Origin of the sequence: Streptomyces monticola (assembly GCF_042665355.1) — a bacterium.
Classification (GTDB): Bacteria; Actinomycetota; Actinomycetes; order Streptomycetales; family Streptomycetaceae; genus Streptomyces; species Streptomyces monticola.
In genome coordinates this window covers 155293-177289 of sequence record NZ_JBHTCF010000005.1, presented here as the reverse complement: position 1 = coordinate 177289, position 21997 = coordinate 155293, and the positions used below count along the sequence as shown (strand labels likewise).

Sequence of the window (21997 nt, the reverse complement as noted above, 5' to 3'; positions counted from 1 at the left end):
TCCCGTGGGGGGAATCCGTACCGGGAAAAGGGAAGCGCCCCGCTTTGCCGGCCCGTGGGGGGACCGGCGGCGGGGCGCTTCTCTGTATGCGTCTCTGTCCGCGTATGCGTCTCTGTCCGCGTATGCGTCTTCGTCCGCGTGCGGCGATACGCCACATGTGCGCGACGGCGCTATGCGTCGCCTCGGGTCAGCGGGCCTCGACCGGGACGAAGTCGCGCTCGACGATGCCCGTGTAGATCTGCCGCGGACGGCCGATACGGGATCCGGGCTCCTTGATCATCTCGTGCCACTGGGCGATCCAGCCCGGCAGTCGGCCGAGGGCGAAGAGCACGGTGAACATCTCGGTCGGGAAGCCCATCGCGCGGTAGATGAGGCCCGTGTAGAAGTCGACGTTCGGGTAGAGCTTGCGCTCGACGAAGTAGTCGTCGGAGAGCGCGTGCTCCTCCAGCTTGAGCGCGATGTCGAGCAGCTCGTCGGACTTGCCGAGGGCGGAGAGCACATCGTGCGCGGCGGCCTTGATGATCTTGGCGCGCGGGTCGAAGTTCTTGTAGACCCGGTGGCCGAAGCCCATCAGGCGGACGCCGTCCTCCTTGTTCTTCACCTTGCGGATGAAGGTGTCGACGTCGGAGCCGGAGTCGCGGATGCCTTCGAGCATCTCCAGGACGGACTGGTTGGCGCCGCCGTGCAGCGGGCCCCAGAGGGCGGAGATACCGGCGGAGATCGAGGCGAACATATTCGCCTGCGAGGAGCCGACCAGACGCACCGTGGACGTCGAACAGTTCTGCTCGTGGTCCGCGTGCAGGATGAGCAGCTTGTCGAGCGCGGAGACGACGACCGGGTCGAGCTCGTACTCGGCGGCGGGGACCGAGAAGGTCATCCGCAGGAAGTTCTCCACGTAACCGAGGTTGTTGCTCGGGTAGACGACCGGGTGGCCGATCGACTTCTTGTACGCGTACGCCGCGATCGTCGGCAGCTTGGCGAGCAGCCGGATGGTGGAGAGATGCCGCTGCTTCTCGTCGAACGGGTTGTGGCTGTCCTGGTAGAAGGTGGACAGCGCCGAGACGACCGAGGACAGCATGGCCATCGGGTGGGCGTCACGGGGGAAACCGTCGTAGAACCGCTTGACGTCCTCGTGCAGCAGCGTGTGCGAGGTGATCTCGCCACGGAAGGTGGAGAGCTCATCGACGGTGGGCAGCTCACCGTTGATCAGCAGATAGGCCACCTCGAGGAAAGTGGAGCGCTCGGCGAGCTGCTCGATCGGGTAGCCGCGGTAACGCAGGATGCCCTGCTCGCCGTCGAGATAGGTGACGGCCGATTTATAGGCGGCGGTGTTTCCATAACCGCTGTCCAGGGTCACCAGACCGGTTTGGGCGCGGAGCTTCCCGATGTCGAAGCCCTTGTCGCCGACGGTGCTGTCGATCACCGGGTAGGTGTACTCGCCATCGCCGTACCGCAGTACTACAGAGTTGTCGCTCACGTCATCCCTCACCGACGTAGTGCCTCTTCTTCGAGGTGCCCTGACTGTCTCTACCATCCCCCACTTGGCCCAGCAGAGTGCACTCGGGGTCGACCATTGGGCCTATTGACGGCACTCAGTGCCGTCAGCCTGCTCATCCTGCCCCCTTCGCCCTGGTTCCGGAACCCCCGGGTGATGTTTGCCACCGGGATGATCGATCAAATTGATCGTCAGATGCAACGAAGCCGATGGTCAAGGGCTGTACATCGCCTACCCGCGGACACCGTGCGCACCGCCTGGCCGAGGGCCTTGCGCGAGCCGACCAGGACGACGAGCTTCTTGGCCCGGGTCACCGCGGTGTAGAGCAAATTGCGCTGGAGCATCATCCAGGCTCCGGTGGTGACCGGAATCACCACTGCGGGATACTCACTGCCTTGCGAACGGTGGATCGTCATCGCGTACGCATGCGCCAGCTCGTCGAGTTCGTCGAAGTCGTACGGCACCTCCTCGTCCTCGTCCGTCAGCACCGTCAGACATTGGTCGTCGGGATCGAGTGCGGTGACCACTCCGACCGTGCCGTTGAAGACGCCGTTCTTTCCCTTCTCGTAATTGTTGCGAATCTGCGTGACCTTGTCGCCGACGCGGAAGGTGCGGCCTCCGAATCTCTTCTCCGGAAGATCGGGGCGGGCGGGGGTGACGGCCTGCTGCAACAGGCCGTTGAGCGCCCCGGCGCCGGCCGGGCCGCGATGCATCGGGGCGAGGACCTGCACATCTCTGCGCGGGTCGAGCCCGAACTTGGCCGGAATCCGCCGGGCCGCGACATCGACGGTGAGCCGGCCGGCCTCTTCGGTCTCCTCCTCCACGAAGAGAAAGAAGTCCTTCAGCCCCTGGGTGAGCGGCGGTGCGCCGGAGTTGATGCGGTGGGCGTTGGTGACCACTCCCGACTCCTGGGCCTGCCGGAAGATCCGGGTCAGGCGCACCGCGGGCACCGGGCCGCCGTCGGCGAGGAGGTCCCTGAGCACCTCGCCCGCACCGACGCTGGGCAGCTGGTCGACATCGCCGACGAAGAGCAGATGGGCGCCGGGCGGGACGGCCTTCACGAGCTTGTTGGCGAGGAGCAGATCGAGCATCGAGGCCTCGTCGACCACCACGAGGTCCGCGTCCAGGGGCCGGTCCCTGTCGTACGCCGCGTCGCCTCCCGGCTTCAGTTCGAGCAGGCGGTGCACGGTGGAGGCCTCGGCGCCCGTGAGCTCGGCCAGGCGCTTGGCGGCGCGGCCCGTGGGGGCGGCGAGCACCACCTTGGCCTTCTTGGCGCGGGCCAGCTCGACGACGGAGCGGACGGTGAAGGACTTGCCGCAGCCGGGGCCGCCGGTGAGGACGGCGACCTTGCGGGTGAGGGCCAGCTTCACGGCCTGCTCCTGCTCGGCGGCAAGCTCGGCGCCCGTGCGGCCCTTGAGCCAGGCGAGCGCCCTGCCCCAGTCGACGTCACGGAAGCCGGGCAGCCGGTCCTCGTCCGTGCGAAGGAGTCGCAACACCTGTGCGGACAGGGAGAGTTCGGCGCGGTGGAAGGGCACCAGATAGACGGCGGTGACCGGCTGCCCATCACCCTCAGGGCCGGGCACCTGCTCGCGCACGACGCCCTCTTCGTCGGTCGCGAGCTCGGCGAGGCACTCGATGACAAGGCCCGTGTCGACCTGCAGCAGCTTCACCGCGTCGGCGATCAGCCGCTCCTCGGGCAGGAAGCAGTGGCCCTGGTCCGTGGACTGCGACAAGGCGTACTGCAGGCCCGCCTTGACGCGCTCCGGGCTGTCGTGCGGGATGCCGACGGACTGCGCGATGCGGTCGGCGGTGAGGAAGCCGATGCCCCAGACGTCGGACGCGAGGCGGTAGGGCTGGTTCCTGACCACGGAGATGGCGGCGTCGCCGTACTTCTTGTAGATCCGCACGGCGATGGAGGTCGAGACGTCCACGCTCTGCAGGAAGACCATCACCTCCTTGATGGCCTTCTGCTCCTCCCAGGCCTCGGCGATCTTCTTGGTGCGCTTGGGGCCGAGCCCGGGGACCTCGATGAGGCGCTTCGGCTCCTGCTCGATGATGTCGAGGGTCTCCACGCCGAAGTGCTGGGTGATGCGGTCGGCGAAGACCGGGCCGATGCCCTTGACCAGGCCGGAGCCCAGATAGCGGCGGATGCCCTGGACGGTGGCGGGCAGGACCGTGGTGTAGTTCTCCACCGTGAACTGCTTGCCGTACTGCGGGTGGGAGCCCCAGCGGCCCTCCATGCGCAGGGACTCCCCCACCTGCGCGCCGAGCAGGGATCCGACGACGGTCAGGAGGTCGCCGGCGCCGCGGCCGGTGTCCACCCTTGCGACCGTGTAGCCGTTCTCCTCATTGGCGTACGTGATGCGCTCCAGGACGCCCTCGACCACCGCCGGGCCCCTTGCCGCGCCCGCCGCCGGGCTCCCCACCGCTTTCGACATGATCCGACGCTACCGCCGGGATACGACACGGCGGGCGGCCTGTGGACAACTGCGCTCGCGGACGGTGCGCAGGGGACGAACACGCGCTCGCGGACGGTGCGGGGACGCTTCGAGGGGGTCCGGCCCGTCGGCCGGACCCCCTCGGGTTCCCCCCTCCGCTCAGGACTCACTGATCCCCCCAGATCCCCCTCCGGGAGTCCTGATGCCAAGTACGACCGCCGTAACGCGGGAAGGGTTGCACGACTGCGGGCAGTAATTTCCTGCGACGGGTTCCGGCCAGGTGAGTGCCAGGTGAGAGGGAGTGCGGGCGCGGAGAGGCGGCGGTGGCGGGCCCGTCCGACATGCCGACGAAAGCGGGCAGACGTAGCGTTTCAGGCATGAGCGATGAATCCTTCGAGAAGGACGTCCTGAACGAGCTCGGCGACGACAAGCTCCAGGAGATCGCCGGCCTGCTCGGTCCCGACGCCGATACCGACGCCGCGAAGACCTTCGTGGGCGACACCGTCTCCGCGCTCTCCGGCGGACTTCACGAGAAGGCCGCGGGCGCGCCCGAGGACGCGGAAGAGGTCCGGCAGGCGTTCGCGGAGGTCGGCGATGCCCAGGCGCCCGCGGGTGCGGTCGGTTTCGCCGGCGGGCTCGGCGGGCTGCTCGGCGGCTCCATGATGACCGGGATGCTCACGAAGATGAGCAAGCCGGTCGCCGAAGCCGTGTCCAAGAAGACCGGCATCCCGGCGACCACCGTGTCCCGCGGCATCGAGCTGCTGATCCCGGTCCTGCTCGCCGTCTTCGCCAAGCGGGCCGCGGGCGCCAAGACGCAGCCCGGCACGGCGACGGCCGCACCGGCCCCCGGCGCGGCCCCCGCGTCCGGTGCCGCGCCCGCGTCCGGTGCCGCGCCCGCGCAGGGCAAGGAGGCCGGCGGCCTCGACCTGGGCGATCTCCTCGGCCAGATCCTCGGCGGCAAGAAATAGCTGCACCGAGCGCCGTGCGCTCCGCAGGCCAGGCCCGCGGAGCGCTCAGGCGTGCTCCCGGTACCGGTCGGCTGTCTCCGTCAGCACCTCCCGGCCGTCCCTGCCCCACAACTCGTCGTTGAACAGCTCCACTTCGACCGGCCCCGCGTAGCCCGCCGCGTCGACCAGCTCGCGCCACGCGCGCAGATCGATCGCGCCGTCGCCGAGCTGGCCGCGGCCGTTGAGCACCCCTTCGGGGAGCGGTGTGGTCCAGTCGGCGAGCTGGAAGGCGTGCAGCCGGCCACCGCGGCCCGCGCGGGCGATCTCGGCGGGGGCCCGGTCGTCCCACCAGACGTGGTACGTGTCCACACAGACGCCCACTTGGTCGGCCGGGAAGCGTTCGGCCAGATCGAGGGCCTGGGTGAGCGTGGAGACGACACAGCGGTCGGCGGCGTACATGGGGTGGAGGGGTTCGATGGCGAGGCGGACCCCGCGTTCGTGGGCGTAGGGCGCGAGTTCGGCGAGGGCCTCGGCGATCCGCTCGCGCGCCGCGTGCAGGTCGCTGCTGCCGGGCGGCAGGCCGCCGGAGACCAGGACCAGGGTGTCCGTGCCGAGTGCCGCCGCCTCGTCGATGGCGCGGCGGTTGTCGTCGATGGCCTGCACGCGCGCGTGCGGGTCGATCGCCGTGAAGAAGCCGCCCCGGCACAGCGTCGTGACGGCGAGGCCCCTGTCGCGCAGGAGCTTCGCGGTCGCCTCCAGGCCGTACTCCTGCACCGGCGCGCGCCACAGGCCGATACCGCGCACACCCAAGTCCGTGCAGGCCTCTGCCAGTTCGGGCATGGACAGCTGCTTGACCGTCATCTGGTTGATGCTGAAGCGCTCGGCCAGGGAGCGCGAAGCGGCCGTCACTGGGCGACTCCGTACACGGTGAGCAGGGACTTCATACGGGACTCGGTGAGACCCGGGTCGGGGAACAGGCCCAGGCCGTCGGCCAGTTCGTAGGCCTGGGCAAGGTGCGGCAGGGAGCGGGCCGACTGCAGGCCGCCGACCATCGTGAAGTGACTCTGGTGGCCCGCGAGCCAGGCGAGGAACACCACACCGGTCTTGTAGTAGCGGGTCGGGCTCTCGAAGAGGTGCCGTGCCAACTCCACCGTAGGGTCGAGGAGTTTGCGGAAGCCCGCCACGTCCCCCGTGTCCAGGACACGCACCGCGTCCGCCGCCAGCGGCGCGAGCGGGTCGAAGACACCGAGCAGCGCGTGACTGAAGCCGTGCCGGTCGCCGGCGATCAGCTCCGGGTAGTTGAAGTCGTCGCCCGTGTAGCAGCGCACCCCTTCGGGCAGGCGGCGGCGCAGTTCCACTTCGCGGCGGGCGTCGAGCAGGGAGATCTTGACGCCGTCGACCTTGTCGGGGTGGGCGGCGATCACTTCGAGGAAGGTGTCCGTGGCCGCGTCCAGGTCGGCGGAGCCCCAGTAGCCCTCCAGGGCCGGGTCGAACATCGGGCCGAGCCAGTGCAGGATCACCGGCTCCGCGGCCTGGCGCAGGAGGTGGCCGTAGAGCTCCAGATAGTCCTCGGGGCCGCGGGCCGCCGCCGCGAGGGCCCGGGACGCCATGAGGATGGCCTGTGCGCCCGTCCCCTCCACGAGCGCGAGCTGCTCCTCATAGGCGGCCCGGACCACGTCCAGGCTCACAGGGCCCGCGAGTTGGTCGGTGCCCACGCCGCAGGCGATCTGCCCGCCTGCGGCCTTCGCCTCGGCCGCCGAGCGCCGGATCAGCTCGGCGGCGCCCGCCCAGTCGAGGCCCATGCCGCGCTGTGCGGTGTCCATCGCCTCGGCCACACCCAGGCCGTGTGCCCACAAGTGGCGGCGGTAGGCGAGAGTGGCGTCCCAGTCGACGGCGGCGGGCCCTTCGGGCGACACGTCGGCGTACGGGTCGGCGACGACATGGGCGGCGGAGAAGACCGTGCGGGACGCGAGCGGGGCTCCCCCCGAGGGCTTGAAGGGCTCGTTTCGCGGTACGTACGCGCGCGTGCCGCCGTTTTCGAGAGGCAGCAGAAGGGTCACAGGGTCAGCTCCGGTACGTCGTAACGGCGGCCGTCCGCCGATGACTTGAGCCCGAGTTCCGCGAGCTGCACTCCGCGGGCGCCCGCGAGCAGGTTCCAGTGATAGGGCTCGTCGAGCACCACATGGCGCAGGAACAGCTCCCACTGCACCTTGAAGCCGTTGTCGAACTCGCCGTTGTCCGGGACTTCCTGCCACTGCTCGCGGAAGCGCTCGGTGGCCGGGATGTCCGGGTTCCACACGGGCTTGGGGGTCGCGGAGCGGTGCTGGGCACGGCAGTTGCGCAGGCCCGCGACGGCGGAGCCCTCGGTGCCGTCGACCTGGAACTCGACGAGTTCGTCGCGGTGGACGCGCACCGCCCAGGAGGAGTTGATCTGCGCGACCACGGAGCCCTGGGGGCCTTCGAGTTCGAAGATGCCGTACGCGGCGTCGTCGGCGGTGGCGTCGTAGGGCTTGGACTGCTCGTCCCAGCGCTGCGGGACATGGGTGGCGGCGAGCGCCTGCACGCTCTTCACACGGCCGAAGAGCTCGTGCAGGACGTACTCCCAGTGCGGGAACATGTCGACGACGATGCCGCCGCCGTCCTCCGAGCGGTAGTTCCACGACGGGCGCTGTGCCTGCTGCCAGTCGCCCTCGAAGACCCAGTAGCCGAACTCGCCGCGCACGGAGAGGATCCGGCCGAAGAACCCGCCCTCTATGAGGCGCTTCAGCTTCAGCAGGCCCGGCAGGAAGATCTTGTCCTGGACCACGCCGTGCTTGATGCCCGCGGCCTTCGCCAGCCGGGCGAGTTCCAGGGCGCCGTCGAGCGAAGTGGCGCTGGGCTTCTCTATATAGAGGTGCTTTCCGGCGGCGATGGCCTTCTTGACGGCCTCTTCGCGGGCGGCGGTGACCTGTGCGTCGAAGTAGATGTCGATGGAGTCGTCGGCGAGGACGGCGTCCAGGTCGGTGCTCCAGTGCTTCAGGCCGTAGCTGTCGGCGAGGGCGCGCAGGGCGTGCTCGCGGCGGCCGACGAGTACCGGTTCGGGCCACAGCACGGTGCCGTCGCCGAGGTCCAGGCCGCCCTGTTCGCGCAGGGCCAGGATCGAGCGGACCAGATGTTGGCGGTGGCCCATCCGCCCGGTCACGCCGTTCATGGCGATACGCACCGTCTTGCGTGTCACGAAAGTCCCTCCGTACGCCCGTGTTCAGCGCTTCTCACGGCCCGTTCGTGCGGTTCGCACGGCTTCCCCGTACCAGCCGACGGCGATAGCAAGCGCTTTCTATGCCAGGAAAAGCTAGCCTGCCTGACGAGCCCCTCACAAGAGGGTCGGGCGAAGAGCCGCAGAAGTACCGATGAAGCCGTGACGTACCGCTCAAGTACCGCGTGCATTCGGCAGATACGAAGCGATCGCGCCGCGATCGTGCAGCAACGTGGTGCAGCAACAGAGCCCCGGAGGCAACAGATGACCGTGACCCTGGCGGATGTGGCGGCCCGCGCCCAGGTCTCCCCCGCCACCGTCTCCCGCGTACTGAACGGCAATTACCCGGTGGCGGCCGCCACCCGGGAGCGGGTCCTGCGCGCGGTCGCCGACCTTGACTACGTACTCAACGGCCCCGCGAGCTCGCTCGCCGCCGCCACCTCCGACCTGGTCGGCATCCTCGTCAACGACATCGCCGACCCGTTCTTCGGGATCATGGCCGGGGCCGTGCAGTCGGAGATCGGGGGTCCCGGCGGGCGCGCGGGCGGGGAGCGGCTCGCCGTGGTGTGCAACACCGGCGGCTCCCCCGAGCGTGAACTCACGTATCTCACCCTGCTGCAGCGTCAGCGCGCCGCCGCCGTCGTCATCACCGGCGGTGCCATCGAGGACGCCGGGCACGCGCAGGCGCTCACCGCGAAGCTGCAGCGGCTCTCCGAGGCGGGCACGCGCGTGGTGCTGTGCGGACGGCCGCCCGCGCCCGGCACCGAGGCCATCGCGCTCACCTTCGACAACCGCGGCGGCGGCCACCGGCTCACCGGGCATCTGCTCTCCCTGGGCCACCGCAGGATCGGCTATATCGCGGGCCCCGAGGAGCGCACCACGACCCGGCACCGCCTGGAGGGTCACCGTGAGGCGCTGGCCGACGCGGGGCTGCCGACCGGCGAGGAGCTGACGGTGCACGGCCCCTACGACCGCGGCTCCGGCTACGAGGCGACCCTCGAACTCCTGCGCCGCGAGCCGGGTTTGACGGCGGTCGTGGCCGCCAACGACACGGTGGCGCTCGGCGCCTGCGCGGCCCTGCGCGAGTCCGGACGGCGGATCCCCGACGACGTATCGGTCTGCGGCTTCGACGATCTGCCGTTCAGCGTCGACGCGGTCCCCGCCCTGACGACGGTCCGCCTGCCCCTGTCGGACGCGGGCGCACGGGCGGGCCGGATCGCGATGGGCCGCGAGAAGGAGCCGCCGGGCGGGGTGGCGACGGTGCGCGGCGAGCTGGTGGTGCGGGGGTCGACGGGGCGGGCGTGACTTCCGGGCCCGAGCTGCATGGCGGCATCGGCTGACCCAAGGGGTATCGCACCGAGATCACACGCGGGAAGGTCATTCTGACGCTGCGAGCGGTGGAGCTGTCCGACTTCGTCATGGCTGCCGGGCCGCGGGAGCGACGGCCGCGAGCTCAGGGGCGTAGCCGTACGTATCGGCTCGGTGCACAACCGCGCGCGGCCGGTTCGCCTGGCGCGGGCTCGATGCGGCCGTCGAACAGGCGCCGCGCAGCACGCGTGACGGTGACTTCGACATGAAGGTGTGCCACTTCGCATCGTGCGGCGTCCCCCGTGTACGCCGCCGTCGATCCGGACCCCGCGGTTTGCACGCGCTTCCGGGCATCGGAGCCGACCGGCCGGTACGGGCACATCGAGGAATTCCGTACGAACACGACCTTGCGCTGCCGTTGCCGGACGGCCGGTCCGTCTCGATCAGCGCCGAAGGGTTTCCCCTTGCCCCGCCCCGCCGTACCCTTGACTAAGTCAAAGGTAATCACCGGGGTGAGCGATGCCGAGCACCGAGCCGACTCGGGCCATTCACGAGATCCGGGCCTTCAACCGCTTCTACACCAATCTCATCGGCGCGCTCGACTACAGCCGCCATCTCTATCTGCCGTACACCCTGACCGAGTCCCGTGTGCTGTACGAGCTCGCGCACAGCCCGCACACCGACGCCGCCGATCTGCGCGCCGAACTCCTCCTTGACGCCGGTTACTTGAGCCGTCTACTGGCCAAGTTCGAGAAGAACGGCCTGGTCCGGCGGGCACCCTCCAAGCGGGATCCGCGACGGCAGCACATCGAACTCACCGCGCGGGGCCGGCAAGCCGCCGATCTGCAGGAGGAGCGGTCGCGTGAGGCTGTCGGCTCACTGCTCGCCCGGGTCCCTGCGGCCGATCGGTCACGTCTGACCGAGGCGATGCGCACCGTCCGCGGCCTCCTGGGCGAGTCCCGCCCGCCCTGCGCGGAGGACGTGCGCCTGCGCGAACCCGCCCCCGGCGACCTGGGCTGGATGGTGCAGCGCAACGGCGCTCTGTACGCCGCCGAGTTCGGCTGGAACGCCGACTACGAAGGCCTGGTCGCCCGGATCGTCGCCGACTTCGCGCAGGACCACGACCCGTATCTGGAGCGGGTCTGGATCGCCGAGCTCGACGGGCGTCCGGTGGGGTCCGTGATGTGCGTACGCGACGACGCACCCGGCACCGCGCGGCTTCGTCTGCTGCTCGTCGAGCCGGACGCGCGCGGCCACGGCATCGGGGATCTGCTCGTCCGCGCCTGCGTCGACTTCGCCCGTGAGCAGGGCTACCGCGAGCTGGTCCTGTGGACCAACGACGTACTGCGGGCCGCCCGCGGCATCTATCAGCGCCATGGCTTCGTCCTGGTCGCCGAGAAGCCGCACCGGTCGTTCGGGGCGGATCTCGTCGGCCAGGACTGGCGCCTCGCACTGCACGAAACTCCTGCTTGACGGGGTGGGTACGGCTTCCTAGGGTCCGGCACAACCTCCCGCAAGCCGCCACCCACCCCAGGAGCCCCGCCGTGAAGCTGGCCTTCTCCACCCTCGGTGTGCCCGGACTGCCGATCTCCGATGTCGTCTGGCTCGCCGCCTCGCACGGCTACCACGGCGTCGAGCTGCGCGCCCACCCCGAGGAGCCGGTGCACACCGGACTCGGGATCACCGAACGGGCCGATGTCGTGGCCGAGTTCAAGGCCGGCGGGGTCGAGATCCTCGCCGTCGCGGGGTACGCGCGCGTGGCGGAGCCCGGCGAGGACACCCCCGTCCTCGCGGAGCTGCGCGCCCTCGCCGAACTCGCCCGTGACCTGGGCGCTCCCTTCGTCCGTGTCTTCCCCGGCGGGGGTACCGAGCAGAGCGCGGAGGAGGCCGACGCGACCGCCGCACGGCGGCTCGGCCTGGCCGCCGAGCACGCCGCGGACCTCGGCGTCCGGATCCTGCTCGAAACGCATGACTCACACCGCACGGGGGCCGCCGCCACCCGCGTGCTCGGGCAGGTGGGGCACCGGAACACGGGCGCCCTGTGGGACGTGATGCACACCTGGCTCGGCGGGGAGCAGCCGTCCGTCTCGTATGCGGCACTCTCGCCGTACCTCGGTTACGTCCAGGTCAAGGACATCGCATCCGCCGAAGACACCACGCCGCTCGCACTGGGCGCGGGGGTGCTGCCGCTCACGGAGTGCGTGGAGGTGCTCAGCCGTGAGGGGTGGGACGGGTGGCTGTGCTGGGAGTACGAGGCACGGTGGTACCCGGATGCGGCGCCGCTGCCGGAGCAACTGGCGGCCGGGCGGCGGCACTTGGACCGCTTGCTCTGCGAGTCGGCCTGAGCCCGCACCGGCAGCGGGCCACACCGGCGGCAGGTCGCCCCGACAACGGGCCGCACTGGTCGGGCACTGAGCCCGCACTGACAGCAGGCCGCCGGTCAGCCCCTGAGGCGGCTCCTGGGAAAGCCCGCGAGGAGGGGCCGCCACCGGTGCTGTCGGAGGGGGGCGCACCGGTGGCGGCGGGCTGCCGGCCGCTTGCGGCGGAGAGGGTGGTCAGCGATCGCAGCCAGCAGCGAGGCCGACACCGCACAGCGGAGACTCACCGGCAGCATGCCGTTTGGACGGCCGGGCAGATGCACGGGTTCCCCGCTCCCTTGACTGGCAGAAATTTTCCGACTATCCGTGTCCCCCCGGAAGTTTCCTTCACCGGCCCGGTCAGTTTCCCTCAGCAGTCCGGTCAGACACGGACTCCAAGCCTCGGGAGCGAACATGCCCGATCGCCTCCGCACCTCCGGCCGTAGCCCCCGCACCTCCAGACGCAGCCTGCTCGCCGCCACGGCGGGCACCGCCGCCGCCGTCGCCGTGGGAGCGAATCCCGCCCGCGCGGCGGAAGATGGAACCGTGAACCGCACCGCCCTGCGCAAACTGATCGGCCGGATGTCCCTGGAGGAAAAGGTCGGCCAGCTCTTCGTCATGCGCGTGTACGGCCACTCGGCCACCGAGCCCGACCAGGCGGACGTCGACAAGAACCTGGAAGAGGCGGGCGTACGCAACGCCGCCGAGCTGATCGCCAAGTACCGCGTCGGCGGCATCATCTACTTCGGCTGGGCGCACAACACCCGCGAGCCGCACCAGATAGCCGACCTGTCGAACGGAATCCAGCGCGCCGCCCTCCAACAGTCCTCCCGCATACCGGTGTTGATATCCACCGACCAGGAGCACGGCATCGTCGCCCGGGTCGGGAAACCGGCGACGCTGATGCCGGGCGCGATGGCGCTCGGCGCGTCGGGCTCGCGCTCGGGCGCCCGCCGCGCGGCGAAGATCGCGGGCCAGGAGCTGGCGGCGATGGGCATACGGCAGAACTACGCGCCGGTGGCCGATGTGAATGTGAACCCGGCCAACCCGGTGATCGGCGTGCGCTCCTTCGGCGCCGACCCCGAGGCCGTGTCCCGGATGGTCGAGGCGCAGGTCGAGGGCTACCAGAGCGGCGGCGTCGCCGCGACGTCCAAGCACTTCCCCGGCCACGGCGACACCAAGGACGACAGCCACTACGCGCTGCCGACGATCCACCACACGCGCGAGCAGTGGGAGACCCTCGACGCCCCGCCGTTCGAGGCCGCGATAGCCGCCGGTATCGACTCGGTCATGACCGCGCACATCGTGGTCCCGGCCCTCGACCCGGCCGAGGACCCGGCGACCCTCTCACCGCCCATCCTCACCGGCGTCCTGCGCCAACAGCTCGGCTACGACGGCGTCGTGGTCACCGACTCCCTGGGCATGCAGGGGGTGCGCACCAAGTACGGCGACGACCGGGTGCCGGTGCTCGCCCTGAAGGCGGGCGTCGACCAGCTGCTCAACCCGCCGAAGCCGGAGGTCGCCTGGAACGCGGTGCTCAAGGCCGTCCAGGACGGCGAGCTGAGCGAGGCGCGGCTCGACGAGTCACTGCTGCGGATCCTTGAACTCAAGGCCAGGCGCGGCCTGTTCAAGAGCCCCTACGTCACCCACCAGGGCGTCGACCGCACGGTGGGTACCCGGGCGCACCTCGCCACCGCGGACCGGATCGCGGACGAGACCACCACGCTCCTCGTCAACGAGGGCGGACTGCTTCCGCTCTCGGCCCGCACGCAGGGCAAGGTCCTCGTGGTGGGCGCGGACCCGGCCTCACCGTCGGGGACCACCGGGCCGCCCACCGCCGTCCTCGCCAAGGCCCTCACCGAGCTCGGCTTCACGGCGACCGCCCTGTCCACGGGCACGGCGCCCGCGCAGGCGAAGATCAATGAGGCGGTGGCCGCCGCGGCGGGCAAGGACGCGGTGGTCGTGGGGACGTACAACGTCTCGGCGACGAGCAGCCAGCGCACCCTGGTGAACGCGCTGCTCGCGACGGGTGTCCCCGTGGTGGCGGTGGCGATCCGCAACCCTTACGACATCGCTCAACTGCCTTCGGTGAAGGCCTGTTTGGCGTCGTACTCCTGGACGGATGTCGAACTGCGGGCGGCGGCACGGGTGATCGCCGGCCGGGTCGGTCCCGAGGGCAGACTGCCCGTGCCGGTCCAGCGGGCGGACGATCCCACCCAGGTGCTGTACCCGGTCGGGCACGGGTTGTCGTACTAGCCCTACGCCACACCACGCGCGCACCGCCCCCACCCGACGCAAAGCCCCCTGCACATCTGGCGTGCCCCCGCACGACGGGTCAGGCTGGACCGACCTATCGGGGGTTCACCATGCGCAAGGCTCGTTCCCGGGGGGCGGTGCGCGCGGGCGCGCTGCTGCTCCTGGCCGCGCTCGGCACACTCACCTCCTGCCAGAAGTCGCCCGCGCCCGGCGACGGCAGACTCGGCGAAGAGGCCGTCTCCGTCGCACCCTCCGACTTCGGCGCCACCTTCCTCGCCGTCGACGAATGCAGCTCGCGCGGAGGGGAGTTCACGGAGGTGGCGTGCACCAGCGAGAAGGCGCAGGCCCGGGTTCTCGCGCGGCACGACGGCACGCAGAGCCGGGGGCCCCGGTGCCCCGACATCACGGACTTCGTGCTGCATATCTCCGAATCACGCCCGGCCGCCGAGCGGGGCTATGCCTGTATGCGCAACCTGGAGGCACCGCACCCGGGCGACCCGGGCGGCGGCGGTGGCCCACGCACCCTCGTGGGCGACTGCCTCTACGACTCCCAGGCGGGCGAGGTCCGTGAGACCCCCTGCGACGGCTCGGGCGAGCACCCGCCCCGCTACCGCGTCACCAGCGCCGTCACCGCACGCTCCGGCTGCCCGCCCGAGACATCGCTCTACGTCCGCCTCGGCGGCGCCAGGCCGGTGGGGTGCGCACGGTCGGTGTGAGCGGGTCATGGTGTGTGCCGGGGTCACGGTGTGCCGTGTGCCGGGGGCACGGTGTGCGCCGGAGGCACGGTGTGTTGAGTGCCGGGGTCACGGTGTGTGCCGAGGTCAAGGCGTGTGCCGGGGTCACGGTGTGATCGCGGAGCCCGCCGGCTGCCGGGCGTCTCGGTATCATCCGCGCACGGCCGTACGACGATGGGGGAACGATGGCCCAGGACGCTCAGGGCACGGGGGCCGGGCACGGTGAGGCGGGCGGGGCGGAGGAGCTGCCGGAGATTCCCGGTTACCGCCTCGACGGTCTGCTCGGCGCCGGCGGCATGGGTCATGTGTATCTCGGCACGTCACCGTCAGGGCGGCAGGTCGCGGTCAAGGTGATCCGCTCGCATCTCGCCCAACAGGCCGATTTCCGGGGCCGTTTCCGGCGCGAGGTGACGGCGGCACGGCAGGTCAGCGGCGCCTTCACGGCCCCGGTCCTGGACGCCGACCCGGACGCGGACCCGCCGTGGATGGCCACCCTTTACGTGCCGGGCACGCCCCTGGACGCACGGATCAAGGAGGGCCCCGCCTTCACCGACGAGGAGTTGTACCGCCTCGCTCTCGGTCTTGCCGAGGCGCTGCGCGACATCCACCGCGCGGGCATCGTGCACCGCGACCTGAAGCCGGGCAACGTGCTGCTCGCCGACGACGGGCCGCGCGTCATCGACTTCGGCATCGTGCGCGCCGCCGACGCCGACATGCTCACCCACACCGGTATCGCCGTCGGCACCCCGCCGTTCATGTCCCCCGAGCAGATCCGCGCCCAGAAGGACGTGGGCCCGCCCAGCGACATCTTCTCGCTCGGCTCCGTGATGACGTACGCGGCGAGCGGCCATGTGCCCTTCGACGCCACGGACGTGTACGCGGTCGCCTACCAACTCGTCCATGAATCCCCGGACTTGGACGGCGTGCCGGACTGGCTGCTGCCGGTGGTGGAGCGCTGTCTCGCCAAGGACCAGTCCGAACGGCCCGACGCCGACGGCCTCCTGCGGCTCCTCCAGGACATCTGGGCCGGGCACGCCGGGCAGCCCGTGGTGACATCGGACTCGCCCGGGACGATGCTGCTGCGCGCGCCGTCCGTGCCGTCCGTGCCTGCCGCACCGTCCGTGACCGCCGCGCCCGCCTCCGCCGTACCCCCGGCTCCCCCTGCGGGCGACGCCGGGTCCGCGCCCACGCCACCGCCGCGGGGGCGCTGGCGCCGGGTACTCGCCGTGGCCGCCGCTGTCGCCGCCGTCGCGGGCCTGACCGGCGGTCTGCTCTACGGCCTGCGCGGCGACGGCGACCCGGACCCCAAGAAGCCGGACGCACAGGGCGAGGGCTCCTCGCCGGGCAGGAACGGCGGGCGCCCGCCGCAGCAGCCGCCCGGCTCCGCCGACTACCTCGGCACCCAGTCCGGCTCGGCGGCCTTCACGTTCACCTACCGGGACCGGCCGGAGCGACGGCCCGACGGCTGGCGCCAGTGGCAGTACACGCTGCAGAACAGCGACTGCGCCTACGCCCAGGCCGCGCGGGCGCTGCTGTGCGTCGGCGACGAGACGGTGCTGATCGACGCGGCCACCGGCGAGCAGCGCTGGAAGACCGGCAAGGCGTCTTCATACGGCCAGAACACCCCGGTCGTGGCCCGCGGCACCGCCGTCGTCAACATCGGCGAGGCGATGGTCGGCCTGCGCCTGAAGGACGGCAAGGAGGTGTGGCGCTACAAGACGCCCGTCCTCACCCAGCGCCTGATCACCGACGGCACGAACGTCTACGCCGCCGATCACTCGGGCCTCGTGCACGCCGTGGACGTCGCCACCGGCGAGAAGCGCTGGACCCGGACCGCCCGCACCTCGCCCGACGGCGGCACCGGCCATGTGCCCGCACTGCGCGCCCTCGACGGCAAGGTGTACGTCTTCACCGGCACCGACACCGACAGCATCGGCGAGAACCTCGCCACCGTCATCGACGCGGGCAGCGGCAGGCGCACCGCCGAGTTCGAGCTCGGCGCCGACTGCACCATCGGCACCCAGGCCCTCATGAAGGAGGACGGCGCCGCCTTCCTGTACTGCGGCGCCGAAGCCGGCCCGGAAGGCAGCGGCGGGCTGCTGCGGCAGAAGCTGGCCAAGGGCGCCAAGGCGCTCCTCACCCCCGTCGACGCGGCCATCGGCGGTGGCCAGGTCGGGGCCCCCGAGCTGGCGGTGGCGCCGGGCCGTGTGCTGCTCGTCGCGGACGGTGAGCTGGTGGCCGTGGACCCGGTGGCGCGCCGCGAGCTGTGGCGCAAGCCCGTACCGGGCAAGGGTGTCGCGGACGCCCCGCCGGTGTGGGCGGGCGACCGCATCTATGTCGCCACGACCAGCGCGGCGGCGGCGTACGACGCGAAGACCGGGAAGCAGGTGTGGCAGCACAGCATCCCGGAGCTCCCGGACGGCAGCGAGGCCCCTGTGGGCCTCGACACGGAGCCGATGGTGGCGGGCGGGGTGCTGTTCGCGCCGTCGACCAAGGCCGGCTGGGTCAGCCTGGACACGTACGCGAAGTGACCGCCACCGCGCTGCACTGACCGCCACCGCGCTGCACACATGACAGCCGCCCCGCCGCACCCGTGACCGCCGTACACCGCGTCTCCGATCGCCCTTTTGTTGCACTGGAATGAAATCCGCCGGTGAGGGCGTTGGTGCTTCCGTCGGATACAGAGGCGGGCGGGAGGCCACAGGTGAGCGGGGCGAAGGAACAGGGGTGGGCGAGACGGCTCGCCGGGTATGCCTGGCGCTACCCGAAGGACGTCGTGCTCGCACTGGGCGCCTCCCTCGCGGGCATGGCCGTCCTGGCGCTGGTGCCGCTGATCACCAAGGTGGTCATCGACGACGTCATCGACACCCACAGACGCTCCCTGGCCGTATGGACCGGGCTCCTCATAGCCGCCGCGGTCGTCGTCTACGTCCTGACATACATCCGCCGCTACTACGGCGGCCGCCTCGCCCTCGACGTACAGCACGATCTGCGCACCGACATGTACGGCACGATCACGAAGCTGGACGGGCAGCGCCAGGACGAGCTGTCCACCGGGCAGGTCGTCGGCCGCGCCACCAGTGACCTGCAGCTGATCCAGGGCCTGCTCTTCATGCTGCCGATGACCATCGGCAACATCCTGCTTTTTCTGATCTCCCTGGTGATCATGGCGTGGCTCTCCCTGCCGCTGACCGTGGTCGCCCTCGCCGTCGCCCCCGCCCTGTGGTTCATCGCCAAGCGCAGCAAGACGCGCCTCCACCCCGCCACCTGGTACGCGCAGGCCCAGGCCGCCGCCGTCGCGGGTGTGGTCGACGGCGCCGTGTCCGGCGTACGCGTGGTGAAGGGCTTCGGGCAGGAGGAGCAGGAGACCGGGAAGCTCAGGGAGGTCGGCCGCAAGCTGTTCGCCGGCCGGCTGCGCACCGTCCGGCTCAACTCCCGGTACACCCCCGCCCTGCAGGCCGTGCCGGCGCTCGGGCAGGTCGCGATGCTGGCGCTCGGCGGCTGGCTCGCGGTGCGCGGGCAGATCACCCTCGGCACGTTCGTGGCCTTCTCGACGTATCTCGCGCAGCTGGTCGGGCCCGTGCGCATGCTCGCCATGGTGCTCACCGTGGGCCAGCAGGCGCGGGCCGGTGTGGAGCGGGTGCTCGAACTCATCGACACCGAGCCGGGGATCGAGGACGGCACCAAGGAGCTGCCCGCGGACGCGCCCGCCACCGTCGAGTTCGACGACGTCTCCTTCGGGTACGAAGGCGGCTCGAAGACACAGCCGGTGCTCGAAGGGTTCTCCCTCGACATCAGGCCCGGCGAGACCGTGGCCGTCGTCGGCTCGTCCGGCAGCGGCAAGTCGACGGTGTCGCTGCTGCTGCCCCGCTACTACGACGTGACGCACGGCGCGGTCCTCGTCGGCGGGCACGATGTGCGCGAGCTGACCCTGGAGTCGCTGCGGGCCGCGATCGGTCTCGTGCCCGAGGACTCCTTCCTGTTCTCCGACACGGTGCGCGCCAACCTCGCCTACGGCGTCCCCGACGCCACCGACGAGCAGATCGCGGCGGCCGCGCGGGCCGCGCAGGCCGACCGGTTCATAGCCGAGCTGCCCGAGGGCTACGACACCAAGGTCGGCGAGCACGGCCTGACCCTCTCCGGCGGTCAGCGCCAGCGCCTCGCCCTGGCTCGTGCGATCCTCACCGACCCGCGCCTCCTCGTCCTGGACGACGCCACATCGGCCGTCGACGCGCGCGTGGAGCACGAGATCCACGAGGCCCTGCGGGGCGTGATGGCCGGGCGTACGACCCTGCTCATCGCGCACCGCCGCTCCACCCTCGGCCTCGCCGACCGGATCGCGGTCCTCGACGGCGGCCGGCTCGCCGACATCGGTACGCACGAGGAGCTGGAGTCCCGCTCCGCCCTGTACCGGCGGCTGCTCACCGACCCCGACGAGCTGGGCGGCGTCTCCCCCGGACATCTCGCACCGGCCGCGGCGATCGAGGCGGAGGACACTTCCGTACGCGCGGAGCTGGACGCCGAGTTCGACGCGGAGCGCGGTATCACCCCCCGCCTGTGGACCGGGGACCGTGAGCCCAAGGATCTGGCGCTGGCCGGGACCCCGGCGACACCCGAACTCCTCGCCCTTGTCGACGCGTTGCCGCCCGCCACGGACACCCCCGGCATCGACGAGGCACAGGCCGTCACCCCGGAGAAGTCCTACGGCCTGCGGCGCCTGCTGCACGGCTTCGGCCGTCCGCTGCTCTTCGCGCTGCTCCTGGTCGCCGTCGACGCGGGCATGGGCCTGCTGCTCCCGGTGCTGATCCGGCACGGCATCGACGAGGGCGTGGAGCAGACCGCGTTCGGCGCGGTGTGGGCGGCGGCGGCGTTCGCGCTCGGCGCGGTCCTGGTGCAGTGGGTGGCGCAGACCGGCGAGATCCGGATGACGGGGCGGACCGGTGAGCGGGTCCTCTACTCGCTGCGCCTGAAGATCTTCGCGCAGCTGCAGCGGCTCGGACTCGACTACTACGAGCGGGAGTTGACCGGGCGCATCATGACCCGGATGACGACCGACGTGGACGCGCTCTCCACCTTCCTGCAGACCGGCCTCGTCACCGCCTTCGTCTCCGTCGTGACCTTCTTCGGCATCATGGTCGCGCTCGTGGTGATCGACGTTCAGCTGGCGCTCGTCGTCTTCGCGACGCTGCCGGTCCTGATCATCGGCACGTACTTCTTCCGCAAGTCCAGCGTGAAGGCGTACGAACTCGCCCGTGAACGCGTCTCCGTGGTCAACGCCGACCTGCAGGAATCGGTGGCCGGGCTGCGGATCGTGCAGGCCTTCCGGCGTGAGCGCTCCGGTGCGAAGCGGTTCGCCGAGCGCAGCGACAGCTACCGCCAGGCCCGTATCCGCGGCCAGTGGCTGATCTCCGTGTACTTCCCGTTCGTGCAGTTCCTCTCGTCGGTGGCGGCGGCGGCCGTGCTGATCGTGGGCGCGCACCGGGTCGACGCGGGCACGCTCACGACCGGCGCCCTGGTGGCGTATCTGCTCTACATCGACCTGTTCTTCGCGCCCGTGCAGCAGCTGTCGCAGGTCTTCGACGGCTACCAGCAGGCCACCGTCTCGCTCGGCCGCATCCAGGAGCTGCTGCGCGAGCCGACCTCGACGAAGGCCGCCGACGAACCGCTCGAAGTGCTGTCCCTGCGGGGCGAGATCGCCTTCGAGGACGTGCAGTTCGCCTACGGCGACGACGAGGCCGCCCTTTCGGACGTGAGCCTGCGCATCCCCGCCGGGCAGACCGTCGCCTTCGTCGGCGAGACCGGGGCGGGCAAGTCGACCCTGGTGAAGCTGGTCGCCCGGTTCTACGACCCGACATCGGGACGTGTCACCGTCGACGGCAGCGATCTGCGCTCCCTCGACCTCACCTCGTACCGCCACCGCCTGGGTGTCGTGCCGCAGGAGGCGTATCTCTTCGAGGGCACGGTGCGGGACGCCATCGCCTACGGCCGCCCGGACGCCACGGACGCCGAGGTGGAGGCCGCGGCACGGGCCGTGGGCGCCCACGACATGATCGCCACCCTGGACGGCGGCTATCTGCACGCGGTCACCGAACGCGGCCGCAACCTCTCCGCGGGACAGCGGCAGCTGATCGCACTGGCCCGCGCCGAGCTGGTCGACCCGGATGTGCTGCTCCTCGACGAGGCCACAGCCGCCCTCGACCTGGCCACGGAAGCCCAGGTCAACGCGGCCACCGACCGCATCGCGGGACGCCGCACCACCCTGGTCGTGGCCCATCGTCTGACCACCGCGGCCCGTGCGGACCGGGTGGTCGTGATGGCCGACGGCCGGGTCGCCGAGGACGGCACGCACGAGGAACTCCTCGCCCTGGACGGGCGGTACGCACGCCTGTGGCGGACCTTCGTGGGCGAGCCCGAGACGGTCGGCGGGGTCAGTACCGGCCCGACCGGGGTCAGTACCGGCCCGACCGGGGTCAGTACCGGCCCGACCGGGGTCAGTACTGGCCCGACCGGGGTCAGTACTTCGACTTGATGTCGGAGATCTTCCGGGTGGCGAGGTCCGACTGCACCGCGAGATAGGTGTACGTACGGTCCTCGCCCGTGCCCCAGGTGAGGCGGACCGTCGACCAGGTGTGGCCCATCCCGCTGTCGCCCGCGGTGACCTTCCAGGCGCTCGGCACGTTCTGGGCCCTCAGCACGCCGTCCGCGTCGTGCCGCTTCTCCCAGTCGAGGAGGCGGGCACGCAGGGCGGAGGTCAGATAGAACTTGCGGAGTTCGGCGGCCGCGGTGTTGTCACCCGGGTCATTGGCGACATCGACGTACGCGGCGTAGAAGTGCGCCACACGCTCGTATACGGGGCCGGGGCTGCCGTCACGGGGCGGGGCGTCACCGGGCTCCCGCGGGGCGGCTGCCGGGGCCTGCTCGGGCTGCGGGGCGGCTGCCGGGGCCTGCTCGTGCTGCGGGGCGAGGCCTTGGGCCTGCTCGGGCTGCTTGGTCTGCGGCTGCTGTTCGGTGGCTGTGGTGGTGGGGGGTGTCGGGGGCTGTGCCGTGGCCGCCGCCGGGACCGCGGCGAGGGCCGTGAGGGTCGCCACGGCTAAGAGGACGCGTCCGGACTTACGGGCTGATGTCCGTTTCATGGGAGGACCGCCTTTCTCTGCTGTCCTGTTCGACCACGGGTATCCCTCAGAGGTTGCCCGCAACACCGGAAAGCTCCGGCCAAAGCTGCAACCG

General features: G+C 71.0%; 14 protein-coding genes. 8 read left to right on the top strand and 6 right to left on the bottom strand.

Features of this window, described 5'->3' with window-relative positions:
* Nucleotides 1-187: 187 nt before the first annotated feature.
* Nucleotides 188-1477: a citrate synthase gene (locus ACFQVC_RS14500; RefSeq protein ID WP_381830790.1), complete on the bottom strand. Its 1290-nt coding sequence runs from the start codon at nucleotides 1475-1477 to the stop codon at nucleotides 188-190.
* A gap of 209 nt (nucleotides 1478-1686) precedes the next feature.
* Nucleotides 1687-3933: an SF1B family DNA helicase RecD2 gene (gene recD2, locus ACFQVC_RS14495; RefSeq protein ID WP_381830789.1), complete on the bottom strand. Its 2247-nt coding sequence runs from the start codon at nucleotides 3931-3933 to the stop codon at nucleotides 1687-1689.
* 377 nt (nucleotides 3934-4310) lie between these two features.
* Here recD2 and ACFQVC_RS14490 point away from each other — a divergent pair, with 377 nt between their 5' ends.
* Nucleotides 4311-4901 carry a DUF937 domain-containing protein gene (locus ACFQVC_RS14490; protein WP_381830788.1) on the top strand — a complete coding sequence of 197 codons (591 nt, stop codon included), beginning with the start codon at nucleotides 4311-4313 and terminating at the stop codon, nucleotides 4899-4901.
* A gap of 45 nt (nucleotides 4902-4946) precedes the next feature.
* Here ACFQVC_RS14490 and ACFQVC_RS14485 read toward each other — a convergent pair whose 3' ends face one another.
* From ACFQVC_RS14485 to ACFQVC_RS14475, 3 genes are read right to left on the bottom strand one after another with little or no spacing between them, the layout of a single operon-like run.
* Nucleotides 4947-5741: a sugar phosphate isomerase/epimerase family protein gene (locus ACFQVC_RS14485; RefSeq protein WP_381831048.1), complete on the bottom strand. Its 795-nt coding sequence runs from the start codon at nucleotides 5739-5741 to the stop codon at nucleotides 4947-4949.
* A gap of 44 nt (nucleotides 5742-5785) precedes the next feature.
* Nucleotides 5786-6940 (bottom strand): dihydrodipicolinate synthase family protein, encoded by a 1155-nt coding sequence (locus ACFQVC_RS14480; RefSeq protein ID WP_381830787.1) that lies wholly within the window; start codon nucleotides 6938-6940, stop codon nucleotides 5786-5788.
* Nucleotides 6937-8097: a Gfo/Idh/MocA family protein gene (locus ACFQVC_RS14475; RefSeq protein WP_381830786.1), complete on the bottom strand. Its 1161-nt coding sequence runs from the start codon at nucleotides 8095-8097 to the stop codon at nucleotides 6937-6939. The genes ACFQVC_RS14480 and ACFQVC_RS14475 overlap by 4 nt, the downstream gene beginning before the upstream one ends.
* 282 nt (nucleotides 8098-8379) lie before the next feature.
* Between ACFQVC_RS14475 and ACFQVC_RS14470 the strand changes: the two genes are divergently transcribed.
* The 7 genes from ACFQVC_RS14470 to ACFQVC_RS14440 all read left to right on the top strand — a co-directional run bounded on the left by ACFQVC_RS14470 (nucleotide 8380) and on the right by ACFQVC_RS14440 (nucleotide 21299).
* Nucleotides 8380-9420: a LacI family DNA-binding transcriptional regulator gene (locus ACFQVC_RS14470; RefSeq protein WP_381830785.1), complete on the top strand. Its 1041-nt coding sequence runs from the start codon at nucleotides 8380-8382 to the stop codon at nucleotides 9418-9420.
* Between the two features lie 522 nt (nucleotides 9421-9942).
* Nucleotides 9943-10896: a bifunctional helix-turn-helix transcriptional regulator/GNAT family N-acetyltransferase gene (locus ACFQVC_RS14465; RefSeq protein WP_381830784.1), complete on the top strand. Its 954-nt coding sequence runs from the start codon at nucleotides 9943-9945 to the stop codon at nucleotides 10894-10896.
* 71 nt (nucleotides 10897-10967) lie between these two features.
* The gene (locus tag ACFQVC_RS14460; protein ID WP_381830783.1) at nucleotides 10968-11768 is read left to right on the top strand and encodes a sugar phosphate isomerase/epimerase family protein; all 801 of its coding nucleotides are present in this window, start codon (nucleotides 10968-10970) and stop codon (nucleotides 11766-11768) included.
* Between the two features lie 426 nt (nucleotides 11769-12194).
* Entirely contained in the window at nucleotides 12195-14036 is a 1842-nt protein-coding gene (locus tag ACFQVC_RS14455) for a glycoside hydrolase family 3 protein (protein WP_381830782.1), read from the top strand.
* Between the two features lie 110 nt (nucleotides 14037-14146).
* Nucleotides 14147-14752 (top strand): hypothetical protein, encoded by a 606-nt coding sequence (locus ACFQVC_RS14450; protein ID WP_381830781.1) that lies wholly within the window; start codon nucleotides 14147-14149, stop codon nucleotides 14750-14752.
* A gap of 203 nt (nucleotides 14753-14955) precedes the next feature.
* Nucleotides 14956-17301 (top strand): protein kinase domain-containing protein, encoded by a 2346-nt coding sequence (locus ACFQVC_RS14445; protein ID WP_381830780.1) that lies wholly within the window; start codon nucleotides 14956-14958, stop codon nucleotides 17299-17301.
* 173 nt (nucleotides 17302-17474) lie between these two features.
* Nucleotides 17475-21299, top strand: coding sequence for an ABC transporter ATP-binding protein (locus tag ACFQVC_RS14440; protein ID WP_381830779.1), 3825 nt, complete (start codon nucleotides 17475-17477; stop codon nucleotides 21297-21299).
* On the opposite strand, the gene ACFQVC_RS14435 is transcribed toward ACFQVC_RS14440, so the two are convergent.
* Nucleotides 21283-21903, bottom strand: a complete 621-nt coding sequence (locus ACFQVC_RS14435; RefSeq protein WP_381830778.1) for a hypothetical protein — start codon at nucleotides 21901-21903, stop codon at nucleotides 21283-21285. The genes ACFQVC_RS14440 and ACFQVC_RS14435 overlap by 17 nt on opposite strands.
* Nucleotides 21904-21997 lie beyond the last annotated feature (94 nt).